Here is a 19,311-nt window from a genome sequence, read left to right on the forward strand (position 1 = left end):
TACCTTTAAAAGGAAATCAAGCATTTATTTTTTCTTAAGCTTTTCCTGATAATTAATTATATTACTAAATAGCTATAAAAAAGCCAAATGCATTTTGCATTTGGCTTTTATTCATCACCTTTTGTGAGTTGCATATTACTATTATCAGAGTCAATTTCTAGTTCATAGTCTTTGTTAACAAAGTTACCTGAGTTATCAATTTGTTGAATCGTAGTTTTAATTTTATCTCCGCTTCTACTGGCACTTAATACTTGTGGTGATAGCATTGAAACAGTTGTATGATTTGCAAAGTTATTTTTCATTTGTTTATAAATAGAAGAATTCTTTTTAAAATAACTTGATATAAAATCAAAATTATTCATATTAAAAGCTGAATTAATCGCCATTGAGTAACCACTGAAGAACTCCGTTAATTTATTTTTGAGACTGTTCTCTTCTTTTTCTTTTTTCTCAACATAACTGTTGATTTTATCACTTTCAAAATTTAACGTCACAGTCGTATTATTTTTTAAATCATCAGCACTAATTGTTTTGGTTTCTGAACTAAATTTTTTACCTTTTGCTTTACCTGTGGCAGATATAGTAATATCTTTCGTTTTCGGATACGGACCATACTCTTTAGAATTTGAGTATGACATTTCACGATCATTAATTTTTACTTTTTCTGAACTTTCACTTAATTTACTTGCACCTTTTAATTTGATATTTAAATAGGTTTGATCAAAATCTTCCGAAGCTTCTACTGTCTCAGAACTACTTTCTCTAAAATCAAAATTTAAATAGCCATTGAATGTGCCATTCTTAGTAATCTTTTTAGCAGGCATGTGATAAGTACCCGGTATGAAATCACCTAATGGTGTATTCTTGTGTGCATCTGCAATGACAGTTTTGCGTTTACCACCTGTTTTAAATTCATATTTTGTTTCTTCTTTAGGTTTAATAATTGGTTGTTTCGTGGGTGCAGTAAAGCTCATATTATCAAAGAACAAATATCTCGTACCATTTTTACTAATTCTCAGTACGTCTTGACCACTTCTCGTTTGGATATACGATGCGACACTTGAATTATTTTTATTCAATTTGTCCACTGTCTCTCGAATATTACTAATAAAACTTTTCATACCTACTTCGTTTTTAATATATTTAATATATTCTTTCGCCTCATCTGGATCTACTTTATTATCTTTAGTACTTAATAAAGTTGCTACTTTTTGCGTATCATTATTATCTACTGCATTAACAAGAATCTTAGCTTGTGCATCTGGAGAATTAAAGTTCTTTAATAGGAAAAATAAAACCACAATAAGTATTAAAATAAAAAAGACGATTCCTAGTGGAACAATTCTACGTAATTTGAGGTTCGTAGCGTTATTATTTTGCGATTGAGATGATTGCTGTTTAGTTTTATTTTTTCTTTTCTTATCTCTTGATAATGATTGCCCACAATTTGGACAGCTTTCATTATCACCACTAACTGTATGTCCACAGTTTGGGCATTGATTCATTATATCACCTCTTATTCCCACACTACATTCACTTAATTTTTATATTATATAATTATTTTATCCACCTGGTTTATTTTACAGATTTTGATTTAAAATTACAATTTCTAATATATGTAGTTTTCATTTTATTTTAATTAAAAAGCATTTACGCACTTATTCGAATTATATTAATAAAACAGCTTAAGTTAAATACATAATTAGTCCTAAATACTTAAAATAATTTACACTTTTCATTATATTCCTATCAACGATTCAGTGTATAGTCTAATTCTCAGAATATTTATAATTTAGAATTAAACGATTTGATACGATGATCAATGACCTCTAAAACATGTCTAACTTTTTCTATTTCCTCTGTTGAGAAATCACTTGTCATATCATTAGCAATATTACTTATGATTGCTTTTCTTTTTACAATATATTCTTTGCCTTTTTCTGACAAAATTACAATTTTTAAGCGTTGGTCAGTATTGGCATTTGTTTTTTCGAGTTTAACTAAGTCAGCATCTAATAATTTTTTAACTCTTCTACTTACTGCTGCTTTATTGACGCCTTGTTTTTCAGTAATTTGACTCACTGTTAATGATTCATTACTTAACATATTCAACACATTTGATTGCTCTATAGAAATACCATACTCAATTTGTAAATCTTTAAGAAGCTTTGCAGTTAATGTATTTACGTCATTTATGAATTTTTCCAAAAAAATGATATGATCTTCTATTCGTCTTACCATGTAGAATCTCCTAATTTATTTTATCTATTTATATAAAAAAATTATTTTTCATACTTTTAAATAATAGCAAGAATACTATCAAATTGAAACCTCTAATGAGCTCACGTATTTTATAGCTAAAAGATTGCTAATTATGAATAGCTAGTCTACATTATATATACAATAAATGTAGAGGTAATCCATTCATGATATCAATTATTCTAACAATCATTGCTTTTATCCTTATTGCATCTTTGTATGTCAATCAACCACTCACTCTTAATTTAAGAGCTTATATTTCTACTATTATTATCGGATTTATCATTACAATTTATCATTTAATTCATTTAACTATTCCGTATGATTTAACAAGCTTAATGTTGATTGCTTCATTATTCATTCTCATTAAACATCGACATTTATTTAACTTTAAACGTGGACGTCTGTTTTTGAAACACATGTTTATTTACCTTTATCGCATCATATTATTCCTATCAGCATGTATATATATCAGTACGGTAGACATCCCAATTATTAATGGATTGGCCTTATGGTTCGCCACCATCGCTTATAGTACTATATTCGCTTTTATTTGTTATATTTCTTGGTCATCAGCTTATGGTAGTCATTTATTTTCTAAAAATGTAGACCTAATTATGGTACTAGGAGCAGGTATTTTTACAGAGGAAGTCACTCCTATGCTTGCTGAACGGTTAAATTGTGCAATCAAAGTTTATGAATCTCAAAAGCATTCTCCATATATGTTAGTAAGTGGTGGGCAAGGTCCCGATGAACCCATTACTGAGGCGCTAGCAATGAAACGCTATCTCATCGCGAAGGGTGTGCCGGAGAAACGTATTCTAATGGAAGAACAATCTACTAATACGTATACCAATTTTCAATATTCAAAGCCAATCATAGAAGGACATTTTGGAAGACGGGCACAATTCTTATGTGTTACAAGCCAATTCCATATTTTAAGATCATTACGTCTTGCTAATAAAGTAGGTTTAGAATTCTATGGTCTCGGGAGCCATACACCCTATCATTTTTTCAGTATAGCGCTTATCAAAGATTTTTTAGGATTAATGTATCAATATAAAGTAATTCTAACTATTTATTTTGCGATTATCTTTTGGGTAAGTCTTATACGCATGATCATCGTCTAAGAAATGAATAAGCGAGATAACGAAAACTACTATTCAAGTAGACTAACGTTACCTCGCTCTTTTTATTAGTTGATTATTTTACCGTCATAAAGTTCTATAACACGGTCCGCATATTTAAATAAACTTTCATCATGTGTAATCATTATACCAATCATACGTTTGTCACTAATCTGTTCTTTAATCATTGCTACGACATCTCTAGCTCTCTCTGCATCTAAACTTGCGGTAGGTTCGTCAGCTAGTATGATTTTAGGATGATTCATAAACGCTCTCATAATCGCTACACGTTGTTTTTCTCCACCTGATAACATATAGGGATAGCTTTTCACCCTATGTGTTAAACCAATCTCATCAAGTAATTCATTAGCCCGTAACTTTGCTTCTCTTTTAGACATTCCCGCTTCTTTACCAACAGTGATCAGTTGTTCTTCTACAGTGAGGTACGGGATGAGATATGACGCTTGAAATATAAAGCCGATGTCGTTGAGCCTCATTTTAGTATTGTTGTTGTTATTAAATAAAGGGCTTTCTTCATAGATGAGTTTACCAGATGTAGGTGATAATAAACCGCCTAGTATCGTTAATAATGTAGTTTTACCGGAACCAGAAGCACCATTTAAGATAACGAATTCTCCATCCTGAACTTCAAAATTGATTCCTTTTAAAACTTGCGTTTCAGATTCATTTTCTCCAAAAGTTTTAACAATATTATCTACCATTAATGTCATTATTCATTTCCCCCTATCGCTTCTATCGGATCAATTTTTAAAAGTTTAATGAACGAGAGTGATGCGCCAATTAAACCAACGATTAAAAATATTATTAATACAACTAACATGTTGCTCACTTCTAAATGAAATGGCATTGTAACCGGTAAAATTTGATTTACTAATATAATTAAAGCTTCAGAAATAATTACACCAATCAGAGTAATTACTGAAATTTGAACGATTAATGAAATAAGTAAATGTGGTGTTGAAATGCCTATAGCTTTAAGTATTCCTATCTCGGAAATTTTCTGTATCGTCATTACATAAAAGAATGCGCTTAATACTATTGCTGTGATAATAAATAAACTATAAATCATCATTTTCAATGGACTTTGCTCAGCTTTGTAGCTAGCAATATGATTCGTTAATTCTTGTGCTTTTACATGTTGCACACCTTTAATTGAATTGATTTCATGCTTCTGTTTACTAGATAAATGACTCAATGAATAAAATGAAGCCACACCATTATTTTTATTTTGAAATACGTTTTGATTCATAAGAATCACATTACTATGCGAATACATAGCATCTTTAAGAATTCCTACGACTTTATATGGCTTACCTTCTTTGGTGAACTTCACTTTATCTCCTTTTTTAATCCCTTTTGCGATAAGTTTTTCATTCACTACAATTTCATTTTTATGATTTGGATATGTTCCAGATTTTAGATTAAATTTATTTTCGGTCGTATAGTTTAATGCAACGACATTTTCTTCATTACCTTTTATATTTAAAGTTTTTGACATCATTTTTATTGGTTGCTCGTTAACGATTTTGTTTATTTTAAATTGTTGTTTAGAGTTTAATGAAGATTTTTCTAGTTGTGGTTCCTTCATTTTCTGAATAATAAATTGGTTCCCTTTGAGGTGATCAAATAGAGAAATGTTTTCCCTGGCTAGTCCTTGAGCCAACCCACTGATAAATAAAACCATCGTAGACATTAAAAATACGATAAGCATTATAAGAATAAATCTGAATTTATAAAATTTAATTTCCTTCCATGCTAAATTCATTTATAGTCACTCCTTTATCTTTGTCACCAAAATTTTAAGAAGTGAATGTGAACTGAATATGAACGAACTTCGATATGTTAAATTAAAATTGAAAATAGTATAATAAATAAAAAACTTAGGAGCGAAAAGATGATGGCGAGCTGTTTAGTTGTTGATGATGATCGAAAAATATTAGATTATGTAAAATCTCATCTAATAAATGAACATTTTGAAACACACGCTTTTTTAAGTGGTGAGGAGGCACTTCATTTTCTTGAAAAAGAGAATGTCGACATAGCTATCGTTGATATTATGATGAATGGCATAAATGGTTTCGAATTATGTAAAACTTTAAAAGAGGATTATGATATACCCGTTATTATGTTAACGGCAAGAGACGCTTTAAGTGATAAAGAACGTGCTTTCTTAAGCGGGACAGATGACTATGTAACTAAACCATTTGAGGTGAAAGAATTACTATTTAGAATCAAAGCGGTGTTAAGAAGATATCAAATCAATGCTGAGTCTGAACTTAAACTTGGAAATTTAACACTCAATCAACCATATATGGAGATAAGCGTTGATGCTAAAACGATAAATCTTCCTAATAAAGAATTCCAATTATTATTTTTATTAGTGTCTAATCCAAAACACATTTTTACTCGAAATGACATCATTGAAAAAATTTGGGGCTTTGATTATGAAGGTGATGATCGAACTGTTGATGTACACATTAAAAGACTCCGTCAAAAGTTGTCTAGATTAGGTGCATCAATTTCAATACATACGGTCCGTGGACAAGGGTATAAGGTGAATCAAGATGTTTAAAACACTTTATTCTAGAATTGCAATCTATACCATCACAGTGATACTTTTTAGCGCCTTTATAAGCTTTGTCCTTACAAATATCTATTATCATTTTAATTTAAAAGCCTCTAATGATGCTAAAATTATGAAAACCTTAGAAGAAGCACGCAATTATGAAAACGCACAAAACACTCAATCACTCTCCTCTTATTTTAAACATTTGGGAGATATGAATTATCAAATACTTACTGTAGATAATCATGGTACAAAACATTTTTATGGAGAACCATTCCGTCGAGATACATTACCACAATCTGCTATTCAATCTGTAATGAATGGTAAAAATTATCACGGTATTAAAAATAAGCCATTTGAATTATTTGTCACAGGTTTTTTCGATAATGAAACGGATAACACGGTAGGCTTACGCTTTAAATCTAACGATAAACCAGTTGCGGTATTTATGCGTCCTGATATTGGTGAAACATTTAGTGAGTTTAGAATATTTTTAGCCGTGTTACTTGGGCTATTACTTGTCATCTCAATTTCATTAGTTATTGCTTCTACGTATTCAATTATTAAACCCGTTTCTGCTCTGAAAAGTGCAACCCATAGACTGATGAAAGGCGATTTTCAAACTCCTATCAATCAAACACGTCAAGATGAAATTGGCACCTTACAATCAAGGTTTGATACAATGCGCAAACGTTTAGGACAAGTAGATGAAATGAGACAACATTTTGTCCAAAATGTATCTCATGAAATCAAAACTCCACTGACACACATTCAAAGTATATTAACTCAACTACAATTGTCTAAAAGTAAAGAAGAAAGACAAATGCATGTTAATGAGCTATTTAATATTACTACTCAAGTCAGTGATTTAACGCAAGAACTATTATTACTATCTGAATTAGATAACGCAGAACATTTAACTTTAGATAATCGCATCCACTTAAATGATTTAATTAAAGATATTGTCAGACATGAGCAATTCCATATTGAAGAAAAAGATTTAGTAATTATGACAGAATTAGATGAGGTATATTTCCTAGGAAATGAAAGACTTATTCATCAAGCGTTAAGCAATCTTATCATTAATGCCATTAAATACACACCACAATATGGCTTAATCCAGATACATTTATCAATAGAAGCTTCCAATATTATTTTTACCATCGAAAATGAGGGCGCAGTCAGTGATAAAGATATGTCTCACATTTTCGAAAGATTTTATAAATTAAACAATGATCAGAGTAGTAATGGTTTAGGTCTCGCAATTACAAAATCCATCGTAGAATTGCACAATGGTACTATTTCTGTTCAATCTAACGACGCTACAATCTTCACAATTCAATTACCAATTAAAAACACTGTATAAACTAACTCCTAACCATGTTTTAGTTTATACTTTATCTTCATAAAAAAGGCTCTAAGATGATTTCAAGTTTGAAACCATCTTAGAGCCTTTGTTTTTAATTGACTTACTTTATCATTAACTTAGCTTCTACAAATTATTTAACATTTAAATACTTTGTAATTTCTTTATTTACGGCATGGTATACATCTTCATGTTCTGAGAGTTTCAAGCCAAATGAAGGTACCATTTCTTTGATTTTAGATTCCCAACCACTAAATTCTGATTGATAACAACGTTGTAATACATCAAACATAATATCTACTGCTGTTGACGCACCTGGTGAAGCACCTAAAAGAGCTGCTAGTGTACCATCTTCAGAAGTAATAACTTCCGTACCAAACTGTAGGTTACCTTTAGATTTATCAGTATCTTTAATCACTTGAACACGTTGTCCTGCAGTAATTACTTCCCAATCCTCGTCTTTAGCTTCAGGGAAGAACACACGTAAGTCATCAACACGTTCTTCATTAGATAACATTAATTGAGATACAAGATATTTAGTTAAATTAAACTCTTTAACACCTGCACTTAACATCGTTACTATATTATTTGGTTTAACAGATTTAATTAAATCTAAATATGAGCCAGTTTTTAAGAATTTAGGTGAGAAACCTGCGAAAGGTCCAAATAATAAAGAACGTTCGCCGTTAACAAAACGTGTATCTAAGTGAGGTACAGACATTGGAGGTGCTCCCACCTCTGCTTTACCATACACTTTTGCATGATGCTGTTTAATAACATCAGGATTTTTACATCTTAAGAATAATCCACTTACTGGGAAACCACCAATGTGTTTAGATTCTTTAATACCTGTTTTTTGTAATAAAGGTAAACTAGCGCCACCAGCACCGATAAATACAAATTCCGTTTCATAATTTGTTATTTGACCAGATGTTAAATCTTTAATAACAACATTCCAATTACCATTATCCTGTTTCTTAATGTCTTGAACTTCATGCTTATAATTCACTTCGACATGTTTCTCTTGTAAATTGCTAATTAATTTTTTCGTTAAAGCACCAAAATTCACGTCTGTCCCTGTTTCATCATAAGTGATAGCAATAGGCTCTTCTGACTTACGCCCTTCCATCATTAATGGTACCCATTTCTTAATTTTTTCAGGATCTTCAGAGATTTCCATTTTTTCGAAAAGAACATTCTTTTGAAGACTATCTACACGACTTTTCAAGAAACGCACATTATTTTCGCCCTTAACAAAACTCATGTGTGGTACAGATTGGATAAACTTACCTGGGCTATCTAATTGACCCGTACGTACTAAATACGTCCAAAACTGTTTAGACACTTGGTATTGTTCATTAATCTTTATCGCTTTAGTGATATCAACTGAGCCATCTTTACCTTCTTTAGTGTAATTCAGCTCGCATAATGCTGAATGCCCTGTACCAGCGTTATTCCAAACGTTTGAACTTTCCTCACCAGGTTGGTCCAATCTTTCAAATAATTTAATTTCTTTCTCAGGTGATAATTCTTTAAGTAATGTTCCTAATGTTGCACTCATAATGCCGCCACCAATTAAGATGACATCTGTTTTGCTATGTTGTGTACTCATAACAAATACAGTCCCCCTTTTCAATGAATAAATGGAACGATTGACTCTAATGGATTTGTTTTAATATAGATTTCTATATTAAAGCGCTTTCTAAACCTATAAAAAATATATCCCAAGAGTTATTTAAGGAAGACTTGATTCTCCCTCATCATAACCATTGATTAAACTAGTTTAATTATATACTATAAATTGCTATTCACAAAAGGATAAAAAGTCAGATATCTATAAATTGTTAAACTCTTACCCTTAAATAATGCTATTAATCCATTCTAACATATTACCTTTAGTAGTCAGACTAATGTTATAATGAACTACAAGATTATAGAAACAATGAGGTGTTTTACATGAAATCGTTCACGTTTTTCATGCATAATATATATGCTATGGGTGGAACAGTAAAATCTATTTCCCAGCTCGCTAATACTCTGTCTCAAAAAGGTCACTCAGTTACAATCATCTCAGTATTTAGAGGCGCACAATCGCCCTATTTTAAATTAAACAAAGATATTAATATTAAAGTATTAGTTGACTATCGTTTTAAAGCCAAAAATTTCAAAGCGATTGTCGCTAATCGTGTAAAATCTTATACTCCACTTTTAAAACCACAAAAAATTTCTCAACATGAACCAGGATTAAATCAGTTTTCAAGTTATGTCGAAAAGAAAATGATTAAAGCCATCAAAAATGTGTCTTCAGATGTATTAATTGGTACTCGTGCGAGCTTCAATATTTTAATCTCAAAATATGCCAAAACTCATATCACCAAAATAGGTATGGAACACATGAATTTTGATGCTCATCCTGAGCAATATCAAAGAGAAATTATTGCTGCCTATAGAAACTTAAATAAAGTCACTACATTAACTGAAAGTGATCAAAAAAAATATCAATCTCGACTTAAAACTCCTGTATACGTCGTACCAAATATGGTAACTGAGAAAAAAATTGCTGCGCCGAAGAAAAATATTATCTTGGCCGCTGGTCGTTTAGAATATGAAAAAGGATTTGATTTACTTCTTGAGAGTGTGAGACTTATACAAGATTATTTAAGAAGTTTAAACTATGAAGTACATCTTTATGGGGATGGAAAAGAACAACACCAATTACAAGAATTTATCGATCAATATAATTTAAGCGATATTATTCAAATCAATGCGTCTACACAAGAATTAAATAGTAAATTAGCGCAAAGCAAAATTGTTGTTGTACCTTCTCGTAATGAAGGTTTTGGGATGATTATTTTAGAAGCGATGCTTCAGGATAATATAGTTATTAGTTTTAAAGGCAATGTAGGTCCTGAAGCTATTATAAAAAATGGCCATAATGGTTATCTTGTAGAGTATGAAAATGTATCACAATTAGCCAAGCAAATTGATTTAACAACACATAATTATCATGAACTTGATCATATTATTCAAAATAGTAAAGAAACCTTAAAATTATATCACCCGGATTCAGTATATGAAAACTTTATGAATATGTTCAAATAATTAAACATCTCCAAGCCTACTAAGAACTTTTAAAGGCTTGGAGATGTTATTTTTTATAGTAATAATGATAAGATGAATGTCCATAAACATACGAATACGAGTAAACCGATACTGTATCGTAATGTCATTTTAAGTAACTCAGATTCTTTACCAACCTCTTTAACGGCAGCTGTTGCAATCGCTATAGATTGTGGTGAGATGAGTTTGGCTGCCACACCACCTACAGTATTTGAAGCAACAAGCAATGATCCACTAGTACCTATTTGTTGAGCAACTGATGCTTGAATAGGTGCAAACAATGAGTTGTTGTTGACGACGGAACCTGTCATGAATACGCCAATCCATCCAAGTATAGGTGATAAGATTGGGAAGACACTACCTGCTTTAGAAATACCTTGACCCATCGCACTACTTAATCCACCATATGTTGTAATTTTTGAGATTGCCAGAATAAAGCAAATAGTAAGGACTGGTAGCCAAAGTTCTTTAAAAGTGACACCAAATAAACGACCAGCATCTCCAAAGTTTACTTTCTTAGACATCAATATAGTAATAACGATCGTTAGTAGAATAGCTGTACCTGTTTGGCCAATAATATTAAGTGATAATACAATTGGTTTGTGTGCTATATCACTGAATGTACCTGGTAGATTAAAGTTAAACACAAGTGATGATAATTTACCTTTTGGTAAGAATAACCCTTTAAATGATGGAGAACTCCATATCATGACAATGATTGTTAAAATAACGAATGGGCTCCATGCATATAATATTTCCTTACCTTTATGATGTTTAACTGGTTCTGGTTCAACATCTTTTTGAATTCTAAAGATATGTTTAGGTTGGAACTTTTTAGAAAATAAAGCTAAAGCTAGCATAGATGCAAGTGGCGGAATAATATCTGCTAACTCTGGTCCATTGAATACAGTTAATAGTGCTTGTAAAACTGTATAAGTGACAGAAACAACTAAAATAGATGGTAATGTTTCTTTAATACCTTTGAAGCCATCAATAATAAAAATTAATAAAAACGGAATAAAGAAGTTAATAATGGCTAATGTCAGTGTTGCGGTTTGTGAAACACCCATAGCTGTAACATTTCCCGGTAAATGTAATGTATCGACCACTCCAACTGGTATACCTATTGCCCCAAAGGCACCTGACGCTGCATTAGCTACTAAACATAACATTGCTGCTTGAAGTGGTTTAAAGCCAAGTTGTGATAATAATAAAGCACAAATTGCAATTGGCACCCCAAAACCTGCAGCACCCTCTAAGAACGCATTAAACGAAAATCCTATCAGTAATAATTGAATACGTTGGTCTTGAGAAATACTTGTTATACTATCTTGTATAGTTGAAAATTGCCCAGACTCTAAAGTAATTTTATAAAGTAATACCGCCATCATTACAATATAACCAATAGGTATCACCCCTTGGAAGAAACCTTCTACAACTGCACCAGAAGCGATTCCCACTGGTAATTTGAAAAATGGAATTGCAATGAGCAATGTCACTACAAGTGTAGTTATCGCTGCATAAATTCCTTTCATTTTGAAAACTGTTAAACATAGTAAAAATAAAATGATAGGTATTGCTGCTACTAAACTTGATAATATTAAATTACCAAATGGATTAAATGTTTGTACTAACATATTTTGACTCTTCTTTCCTAAAAATTTTCTATGAATTTAACTAGCAACATACTAATTTTAAACAGTTAACAAAAATTAAATAAAAATTAGTATGTCATCCCCACAAATATTTGTGAACTTTTTCACAAGAAAAATATATCATCTTTCTTTTAAAAATACAATAGACTTTTTATAGTTTATTCAAGAAGATTTCAAAACCTCAAAGTTTAATATTTTCCTAAAAAAAATATAGTACTAAGTTTTTAGATTTATTACATTGAAAGTCATTTTTAAGCAGTGAATTCATGAATTATAGTGAGCCACATGATAAAATAGTAGTAATAAAAGTTTAATAGATAGAAGGAAAACGAATGATAAAACAAATAAACATTTCACATATGGAGAAGTTGGAAGGACTATTAGAAAAAGCTTTACATGAGGGTTACACACATTTTGTACCCTATTCAAATGAAATTCAGATTCATCAATCAATGTTAAAATCCATTGAGCTACCTTCAACTTCATTTGTTGTCGATTATACAATACATAATACGTATCTTAATGACTGTAGATACTTTGGTAAAACATATATTAACTTTGAAGATTGGGTACAAAATATTAATTTATATCCTAATGTTATTTACGAAATCAATTCAGCGCTTAAGATATTGAATAAATTTGAGGTTGAAACGATATTTGACTTAGCTTTATTTACTATTCTTAAGGGCCATGTAGCTGTAGAAGGACATGTGGCACTTGATTTTAAAGACTCCCTCCGAACAAGCAAGGTATTCTGGAGAAGTTTTGACCGTAATGGATTAAATTATAGAGATCAATTCTTTCTTAATAAAATTGCATATGAACATCAACGTAGAATCCCTTTCACACGTGTACCTTTCAATGATCATGATAGTATACGTTATTCTGATTCCGTGTTATTAAGTACTAAATTCAAAGCACCAAGATGGCTCGTAAATCCAATTAAAAATTATTCATTACGTAAACATAAGGAAATTAGTTATATTTATGATAAAGATGATTCTAAAATTAAATCACATGTCGTATTTTTAGGTTTTGATTATCATTATAGAGGAAATTCTAAGTATCTATTTAATTACTTTGTAAAACATAACGCTACAGTAGAATCATATTTTATTACTGATGATAGAACTGGCCCACATTTCATATCTCCTAATGATGAGAGTGCAAAGGAAGTCATTGAAACTGCTAGTGTTGTAATCATAGAAAGCTATCTACCTGATGATGTTCGTCCTAATGGAAAGGTCATTCAATTATGGCATGGAACACCTATTAAGCGTCTCTTTTTAGATAGTAAAGAACCGCATCAAAATCTAAACATTTATAACTATCGAGCACGTAAATATAATAAATGGGTCCATCAAGATTATCTTGTCGTTGATTCTACAGAGGTTGTAAAATATTTTGAATCTGCTTTTCCGAGTCATAAATTAGATATCCTACCTATCGGTTATCCAAGAGTCAATTATTTATTAAATAAATCTCAAGATCTCACCCTAAGAAAAAGAATTATCAAAGGGTTACAATTAGATACCTCTAAGCCAGTTCTGTTGTATGCCCCAACTTGGAAATCAAATACATCTGAAGAAGATATACTACCTTTATCTGATAAGTTACTCAATAAATATAATGTGATATTCAAAGGGCACGTTGAAAGTAAAGATAATTACATTCCTGATGGCGTGATTGTCCCACCTGAAAGTGTAGAAACACAAGATTTAATTATGATAGCTGATATTGTTCTAACCGACTACTCTTCTATTATTTTTGATGCACTCACTCTTAATAAAAAGGTATGTTTATATACGCCAAATCATGCTCAATATGTTGAAGAACGTGGTGTATATGAAGATGTACTCAATAGCTTAAAAGAAGTATGGTATACAGATGCAGAATTACTTACAAATCATTTAATTTCTGATTCAATACCACATGTAAATAGTAAATATATTAATAGACAAAATCATTCATTAGACAAACTTAGTCATTTAATAGCTCAGCAAATAAATTGATAATTACTTAAATAACGCGCTCACTTTTAAATTAAGTGAACGCGTTATTTATATACTATTGATGATAGTTTGGATCTATAAGTGTTGGTTGACCTTGTCGATTCACTGTGACTATCGAATAACTATTGTCTTTTGAGTCATCTTTAAAGCTAAATACATATCTAAATCCATCATTAGTAGCCTCGAGGGAGTAGTCATTATATTTTTTATGTGAGTTACCAAACATGTTTGCCTCATTCTTTGCTATATCTAGGGCTGTTTCAAAATTTGGAAGTTGTTGTAGTGCTTGACCTTCATTTCCATTAAATGGAGACAAGCTTCTAGCGACCTGTGTCGCGTGATTGCTTTGATAAGGTGCAACATAGTCCTTATTTTTACTATTATCTTGGTTAGATTGAGGTTGCTGTTTTGATGTATTAGTATTTTCAGTTGGTGAATCAGACGACGAAAGTTCATTATTATTACTACTAGATTTAGATGTACTGTCTTTATCTTTATGATTTTTAGACTTATCCTTTGAATCAGTTTTAGACTTTTTCTCTTTTTGTTCCTTCTTCGAACTATCATCATTTTTCTCATTTTCATCACTTCCACTATGAGAACATGCTGCTAGTATTAATGTTAGAACTGTGATACTTGCGAATAATCTCTTCATGAATACCTCCTCCAGCTTTTGAATCTATCTACCATTACTCTCATTTTATAACATCATATTTTTATAAAAAGAATAAAAAAAGAGTATAATATTAATTCCTTATTAATATTATAACCTATATTTATTAATTGAGTATTAAATTTATATACAGACTATAAGAAGTCCTTTCCCTTCTAATTAGCATCAAATATACATTTTCAAATTACTTTCGAGACATCTGTCCCATATATTGATTTAACTTTCAAATGAATTTTCTTAAGTTTAGATACAAAACAGACTGTGACAATAAAATTAGTCACAGCCTTATATATAAATATTATATTTCTACTTGTTTTCTTCGATATCTTTGTGAATAAGCTCTCCGATATATTGAGAAGCTTTACCATCATCAACTGAACAGAATCTATCATAAAAAGCATCAATTTGGTCTTGATATTCATCTTGAACTTTATCTAAGTCTTTGAGTTTTTTAGCCAATCCATATGGTTCAGTATAAATTGGACCTGGTAAATCTTTCATATAGTCCATGTAGAATCCACGTAATCCTTTATCATATTTATCAATGTCATATGCAAAGAAAAATTGAGGACGTTTTAAAATACCATAATCAAACATAACAGATGAATAATCAGTGATTAAACAATCACTTACCAAGAATAACTCTGAAACATCGTTATAATTAGACACATCAACTGCAAAGTTTTCATATCCTGTTAGATCAAGAGCATTAGAGATAAGATAATGCATACGTAATAAGATAACGTAATCATCCCCTAGCTCATTGTATAGATTTTCTAAATCAATTTTTAACTCAAATAAATATTTACCCTTACTAACAAATTCATCATCTCTCCAAGTTGGAGCATACATAATTACTTTTTTATCACTTGGTAAGTTAAGATTTGTCTTGATTTCATCGATATAGTCTTGATCGTTTGCACGATTCACTAATACATCGTTTCTTGGATAGCCTATTTCTAATATTCTAGGTTCATCCATCCAGAATGCACTTCTGAAAATTTCTGAAGAATATCTATTAGGCGAAATTAAATAATCCCAACGTGACGTTTCACGGTTGAAGTTTCGTTTATATCTTGAAGTTGTTGTACCAGGCATACGAACGACTTTCATATCATTTGCAAGTCGTTTTAATGGCGTACCGTGCCAAGTTTGAATATAAGTTTGGTTATCCTTTTTGTTTAAATATAACGGTGTACGTGCATTTGATACCCAATGACTTGCTTCAGAGTATGCTTGATAGTATTCAGCAGATCCACGTTTCACTTTTTTAGCATTACCTGGAATTACACTCTTATCAGGTTTTTTAAGTGACCAAACATAATTGTAATTTGGATAGTATTTTTGCATATATTCATATATATATTTCGGACTATCACTATAATTTTTACCACCAAATGCCTCGAAAACAATCGTTCCTTGATTAACATTTTCTTCTTTATCAGTAAGTTCATATATAGAACGATCTTTATTTTTTCTTCTGAGTAAGACATTTTTAACATGACGCAATGTCTTTCTAAATTGGTTCACTTTAAAAGCATTCTCTGTATCTTGATTCATCAATAAAACCGTTTCTATGATATTGATAAGTTTTTGATGTTTAACTAGTTGGACGTTAAGATATTGTGCTAATTCAACAAGTGTATCTTTGTGAGCCTCGTATCTCGCTTTAATATCATAATGAGTTGGATCAAAATCACGGGAAATTCTATTTTCCATTTTATTAATAATAAATGTTCGCGTCATTTTATTCGAAGTACGTTCTAAAGCATCATAGAAGCTCTTTACATATTCTTCAAAAAGAACATCAAAACTTTGCTCACTTAACGTTACTGTTTCAAAAGGATCGTAAACTTCTCCACGGAAGTAGAACGGGAAGTTAAAAATACGCATAAACTTATTAACATACTTCATATATTCAAGCGTAAATGACCAATCAGTATAAATACTTAAATCTTCGTTGAATTTCAGATGATGTGCTTTGACGATTGCAGTTCGGAATATTATATTACAAGCTGTTTGCTTTCTTAAAAATGAATTAACGTTCGCGTCAGCATTGTAATACTCAACTCTAACACGATCTAAATCAACGTATTGAGGACGTTGAAGTGTAAATGAATGAATAGGCGCTATCAAGCCATCAGTATAATTAAATTTATCTAGATAAAATGTGATTGCATATGAGGCTAAAACGTCATCTGAATCAAGAAACATAAAATAAGGTGTTTCCACTTGTTCTAGAGCAACATTACGTGCATGTGCATGTCCTTGATTACTCTCTAATTTGATATAATTAATATCTTTATCATAATCTTTTAAAGCTTCATTCATTAATTGTTCACTATTGTCAGTAGAACCATCATTAACGATAATCACTTCAAAATCTTGAGTTCTCTGTTGTTTAATACTTTCAATACAACTTTTTATGTACTCTTCTGAGTTGTAATATGTTACAATAATTGTCGGTTTACTCATGTTATACGTCCTTTCTAATAACTCTATATGAATATAACGTGATTTGGCAGACATGCTATTAGATTTTATAAATCTAATATTTGTAATTCCTCTTTCACTTTGTATTACGTATTTAATCCTTCATAAGTGAAATGCTTAGGATAATTAAAACTAGTATACTCATTAAAATAAAATGTACGATTATCATAAACACATTTTAATTCAATGATTAACTGTCATCATAGCAACTGAAACATTGACGATAATGATTACTAGTTATAACAAAATCAACGCCTTGCTTTTACTAAAATTTTACGTAAAATTCATAAAAATTTAACGTGATAATTATATCTAATTTTTAATACCTACGCTAATAATAACAAGTTCAATGTTCAAATTTTATATACTTTTTGGTATATTTTAAATTAAACTTTTTTCCATAATTAAATCTTTATCTACGACATCACCAGTATAAAATTCATGTGAACCTGTAACGACAAACCCTCTTTTTTCATAAAATCGAAGTGCTTGTGGGTTGTGCTCCCATACACCAAGCCAAATCTTAGTTTTATGATATTCCTTTGCTTTTTTGACAGCCAAGTCGATGAATTTTTTACCTCTCCCGCCACCTTGATACGCCTCATCGAAATAGATTCGTTGAATTTCTAAATAATCCTCTCCCTTTTTTTCTGTTTGGGCATGATTAATATTTAATTTTAAATATCCTACTACTTTTTGTTCATCTTTAAAAAAATAGTGAAATGAATCTTTCTCTTGAAGTTCACGAGATAATTGATTAATGTTATACGCCTCTTCAAAAAATTTATTAAAATCTCTATCATCATAAGACGATTTAAATGTATGATAAAAAGTTCTCTTAGCTATATCTTGCAATATTTCAACTTCATCACTTCTTACCTCACGGATACTTTCACTCATACCAAACAACCCCTTTTTGTCGTTTAAACTACTTTAACTTATTTTATTGGACGAGTCACGCTTTTTTATTTTATAATACTATCATTTTTCTATTGATAATCTTTATCAATGAGTATAAAGTTATAGATGAAAATTGTTTAAAAAATAGAGTGAGGTTATTATATGTTTGAAAATATGTTTGTCGTAGGTATCACTGGTCCTACAAGTTTAGTCGTAATCGCAATTATCGCATTAATTATTTTTGGACCTACAAAATTACCACAATTTGGAAGAGCTGTTGGTTCAACGTTAAAAGAATTTAAATCCGCAGCAGAACATATTGATGAAGATTCACACGAGACTCCCAGTAAAGCTTCTAAATCACAGCGAGAACAATCAAAATAGTTCTTCACTATTAGAGCATTTTGAAGAGTTACGTCACAGGCTTGTCATTGTATTGATCGCACTTATCGTTTCAGTCTTCTTAGTTTATATTTCATCACATTGGTGGATGCAACCTTTTATAAAATATATTAAACGAGCACATGTTACTTTACATACCTTCTCGTTTACCGAAACGATACAAATTTATGTAATGATTATTTTCACAGTAGCAATATGTTTAATTGTACCTATTATTTTCTATCAGCTATGGTCTTTTATAGCACCAGGCCTACATGTTTATGAGCGACAATTTATTTATAAATATAGTTTTTTCTGTGCTTTATTATTCATTATAGGAGTAGCCTTCGCATTTTTTGTTGGCTTTCCAATGATTATTAATTTCTCTGAAAAACTATCTCATATGCTCAACATAGACCAAGTTATTGGATTTAAAGCATACCTAGGAGAGCTAATTAGATGGCTCCTCGTTTTTGGATTTATATTCCAATTACCTATATTATTTATGGGATTAGCTCATTTTGGACTTATAGATGTTAATCAGTTAGGTCATTATAGAAAATATGTTTACTTTGCTTGTTTTGTAGTAGCAAGTATTATCGCACCACCTGATTTAATATTAAACTTAGCATTAACACTTCCATTAATTCTCTTATTTGAAATCAGCATGTTTATCGCAAAATTCACTTATAGAAAACAAAAAATCACAAATGAACTCTAAATGAGTCTCATTTGTGA

The 19,311-nt window shown here is 30.7% G+C and carries 16 protein-coding genes; 7 read left to right on the top strand and 9 right to left on the bottom strand.

The window, feature by feature from the left end; all coding sequences use genetic code 11:
* Positions 1-107: 107 nt before the first annotated feature.
* Both HMPREF3154_RS00900 and HMPREF3154_RS00905 read right to left on the bottom strand, forming a co-directional pair.
* The gene (locus HMPREF3154_RS00900) at positions 108-1,505 is read right to left on the bottom strand and encodes a membrane-associated protein TcaA (RefSeq protein ID WP_023351242.1); all 1,398 of its coding nucleotides are present in this window, start codon (positions 1,503-1,505) and stop codon (positions 108-110) included.
* A 280-nt stretch (positions 1,506-1,785) separates the two neighbouring features.
* The gene (locus tag HMPREF3154_RS00905; RefSeq protein WP_002453883.1) at positions 1,786-2,241 is read right to left on the bottom strand and encodes a MarR family transcriptional regulator TcaR; all 456 of its coding nucleotides are present in this window, start codon (positions 2,239-2,241) and stop codon (positions 1,786-1,788) included.
* A gap of 185 nt (positions 2,242-2,426) precedes the next feature.
* Between HMPREF3154_RS00905 and HMPREF3154_RS00910 the strand changes: the two genes are divergently transcribed.
* Complete coding sequence (locus tag HMPREF3154_RS00910) at positions 2,427-3,389, top strand: YdcF family protein (protein ID WP_023351241.1); 963 nt, start codon at positions 2,427-2,429, stop codon at positions 3,387-3,389.
* 65 nt (positions 3,390-3,454) lie between these two features.
* Here HMPREF3154_RS00910 and HMPREF3154_RS00915 read toward each other — a convergent pair whose 3' ends face one another.
* Together HMPREF3154_RS00915 and HMPREF3154_RS00920 are read right to left on the bottom strand one after the other, a co-directional pair.
* Entirely contained in the window at positions 3,455-4,117 is a 663-nt protein-coding gene (locus HMPREF3154_RS00915) for an ABC transporter ATP-binding protein (protein ID WP_023351240.1), read from the bottom strand.
* A complete protein-coding gene (locus tag HMPREF3154_RS00920) occupies positions 4,117-5,172 on the bottom strand; it encodes an ABC transporter permease (protein WP_023351239.1) in 1,056 nt (351 codons plus the stop codon). Before HMPREF3154_RS00920 ends, HMPREF3154_RS00915 begins: the two co-directional genes overlap by 1 nt.
* A gap of 132 nt (positions 5,173-5,304) precedes the next feature.
* Here HMPREF3154_RS00920 and HMPREF3154_RS00925 point away from each other — a divergent pair, with 132 nt between their 5' ends.
* Together HMPREF3154_RS00925 and HMPREF3154_RS00930 are read left to right on the top strand one after the other, a co-directional pair.
* Positions 5,305-5,979: a response regulator transcription factor gene (locus HMPREF3154_RS00925; protein ID WP_030063514.1), complete on the top strand. Its 675-nt coding sequence runs from the start codon at positions 5,305-5,307 to the stop codon at positions 5,977-5,979.
* The gene (locus HMPREF3154_RS00930) at positions 5,972-7,339 is read left to right on the top strand and encodes a sensor histidine kinase (protein ID WP_023351237.1); all 1,368 of its coding nucleotides are present in this window, start codon (positions 5,972-5,974) and stop codon (positions 7,337-7,339) included. Before HMPREF3154_RS00925 ends, HMPREF3154_RS00930 begins: the two co-directional genes overlap by 8 nt.
* Positions 7,340-7,472: 133 nt before the next feature.
* Here the strand turns inward: HMPREF3154_RS00930 and HMPREF3154_RS00935 are convergent, their stop codons facing one another.
* Positions 7,473-8,951, bottom strand: coding sequence for a malate:quinone oxidoreductase (locus tag HMPREF3154_RS00935; protein ID WP_023351236.1), 1,479 nt, complete (start codon positions 8,949-8,951; stop codon positions 7,473-7,475).
* Between the two features lie 344 nt (positions 8,952-9,295).
* On the opposite strand from HMPREF3154_RS00935, the gene HMPREF3154_RS00940 reads away from it, so the two are divergent.
* Positions 9,296-10,441 (top strand): glycosyltransferase family 4 protein, encoded by a 1,146-nt coding sequence (locus HMPREF3154_RS00940; protein ID WP_023351235.1) that lies wholly within the window; start codon positions 9,296-9,298, stop codon positions 10,439-10,441.
* 53 nt (positions 10,442-10,494) lie between these two features.
* Here the strand turns inward: HMPREF3154_RS00940 and HMPREF3154_RS00945 are convergent, their stop codons facing one another.
* Positions 10,495-12,096 carry an L-lactate permease gene (locus HMPREF3154_RS00945; RefSeq protein ID WP_023351234.1) on the bottom strand — a complete coding sequence of 534 codons (1,602 nt, stop codon included), beginning with the start codon at positions 12,094-12,096 and terminating at the stop codon, positions 10,495-10,497.
* Between the two features lie 350 nt (positions 12,097-12,446).
* Here HMPREF3154_RS00945 and HMPREF3154_RS00950 point away from each other — a divergent pair, with 350 nt between their 5' ends.
* Positions 12,447-14,126, top strand: a complete 1,680-nt coding sequence (locus tag HMPREF3154_RS00950; protein WP_023351233.1) for a CDP-glycerol glycerophosphotransferase family protein — start codon at positions 12,447-12,449, stop codon at positions 14,124-14,126.
* Between the two features lie 55 nt (positions 14,127-14,181).
* Here HMPREF3154_RS00950 and HMPREF3154_RS00955 read toward each other — a convergent pair whose 3' ends face one another.
* The 3 genes from HMPREF3154_RS00955 to HMPREF3154_RS00965 form a co-directional block, all read right to left on the bottom strand.
* Positions 14,182-14,781, bottom strand: coding sequence for a hypothetical protein (locus HMPREF3154_RS00955; RefSeq protein WP_023351232.1), 600 nt, complete (start codon positions 14,779-14,781; stop codon positions 14,182-14,184).
* Positions 14,782-15,105: 324 nt separating this feature from the next.
* The gene (locus HMPREF3154_RS11185) at positions 15,106-17,274 is read right to left on the bottom strand and encodes a bifunctional glycosyltransferase/CDP-glycerol:glycerophosphate glycerophosphotransferase (RefSeq protein WP_083292094.1); all 2,169 of its coding nucleotides are present in this window, start codon (positions 17,272-17,274) and stop codon (positions 15,106-15,108) included.
* A 399-nt stretch (positions 17,275-17,673) separates the two neighbouring features.
* Positions 17,674-18,192: a GNAT family N-acetyltransferase gene (locus HMPREF3154_RS00965; protein ID WP_037550206.1), complete on the bottom strand. Its 519-nt coding sequence runs from the start codon at positions 18,190-18,192 to the stop codon at positions 17,674-17,676.
* 162 nt (positions 18,193-18,354) lie between these two features.
* On the opposite strand from HMPREF3154_RS00965, the gene tatA reads away from it, so the two are divergent.
* Both tatA and tatC read left to right on the top strand, forming a co-directional pair.
* Complete coding sequence (gene tatA, locus HMPREF3154_RS00970) at positions 18,355-18,576, top strand: twin-arginine translocase TatA/TatE family subunit (protein ID WP_002432296.1); 222 nt, start codon at positions 18,355-18,357, stop codon at positions 18,574-18,576.
* A complete protein-coding gene (gene tatC / locus HMPREF3154_RS00975) occupies positions 18,515-19,294 on the top strand; it encodes a twin-arginine translocase subunit TatC (protein WP_049307460.1) in 780 nt (259 codons plus the stop codon). The genes tatA and tatC overlap by 62 nt, the downstream gene beginning before the upstream one ends.
* The last annotated feature ends 17 nt before the right edge of the window (positions 19,295-19,311 follow it).

It is taken from the genome of Staphylococcus sp. HMSC06C11, assembly GCF_001808345.1.
Lineage (GTDB): Bacteria > Bacillota > Bacilli > Staphylococcales > Staphylococcaceae > Staphylococcus > Staphylococcus capitis.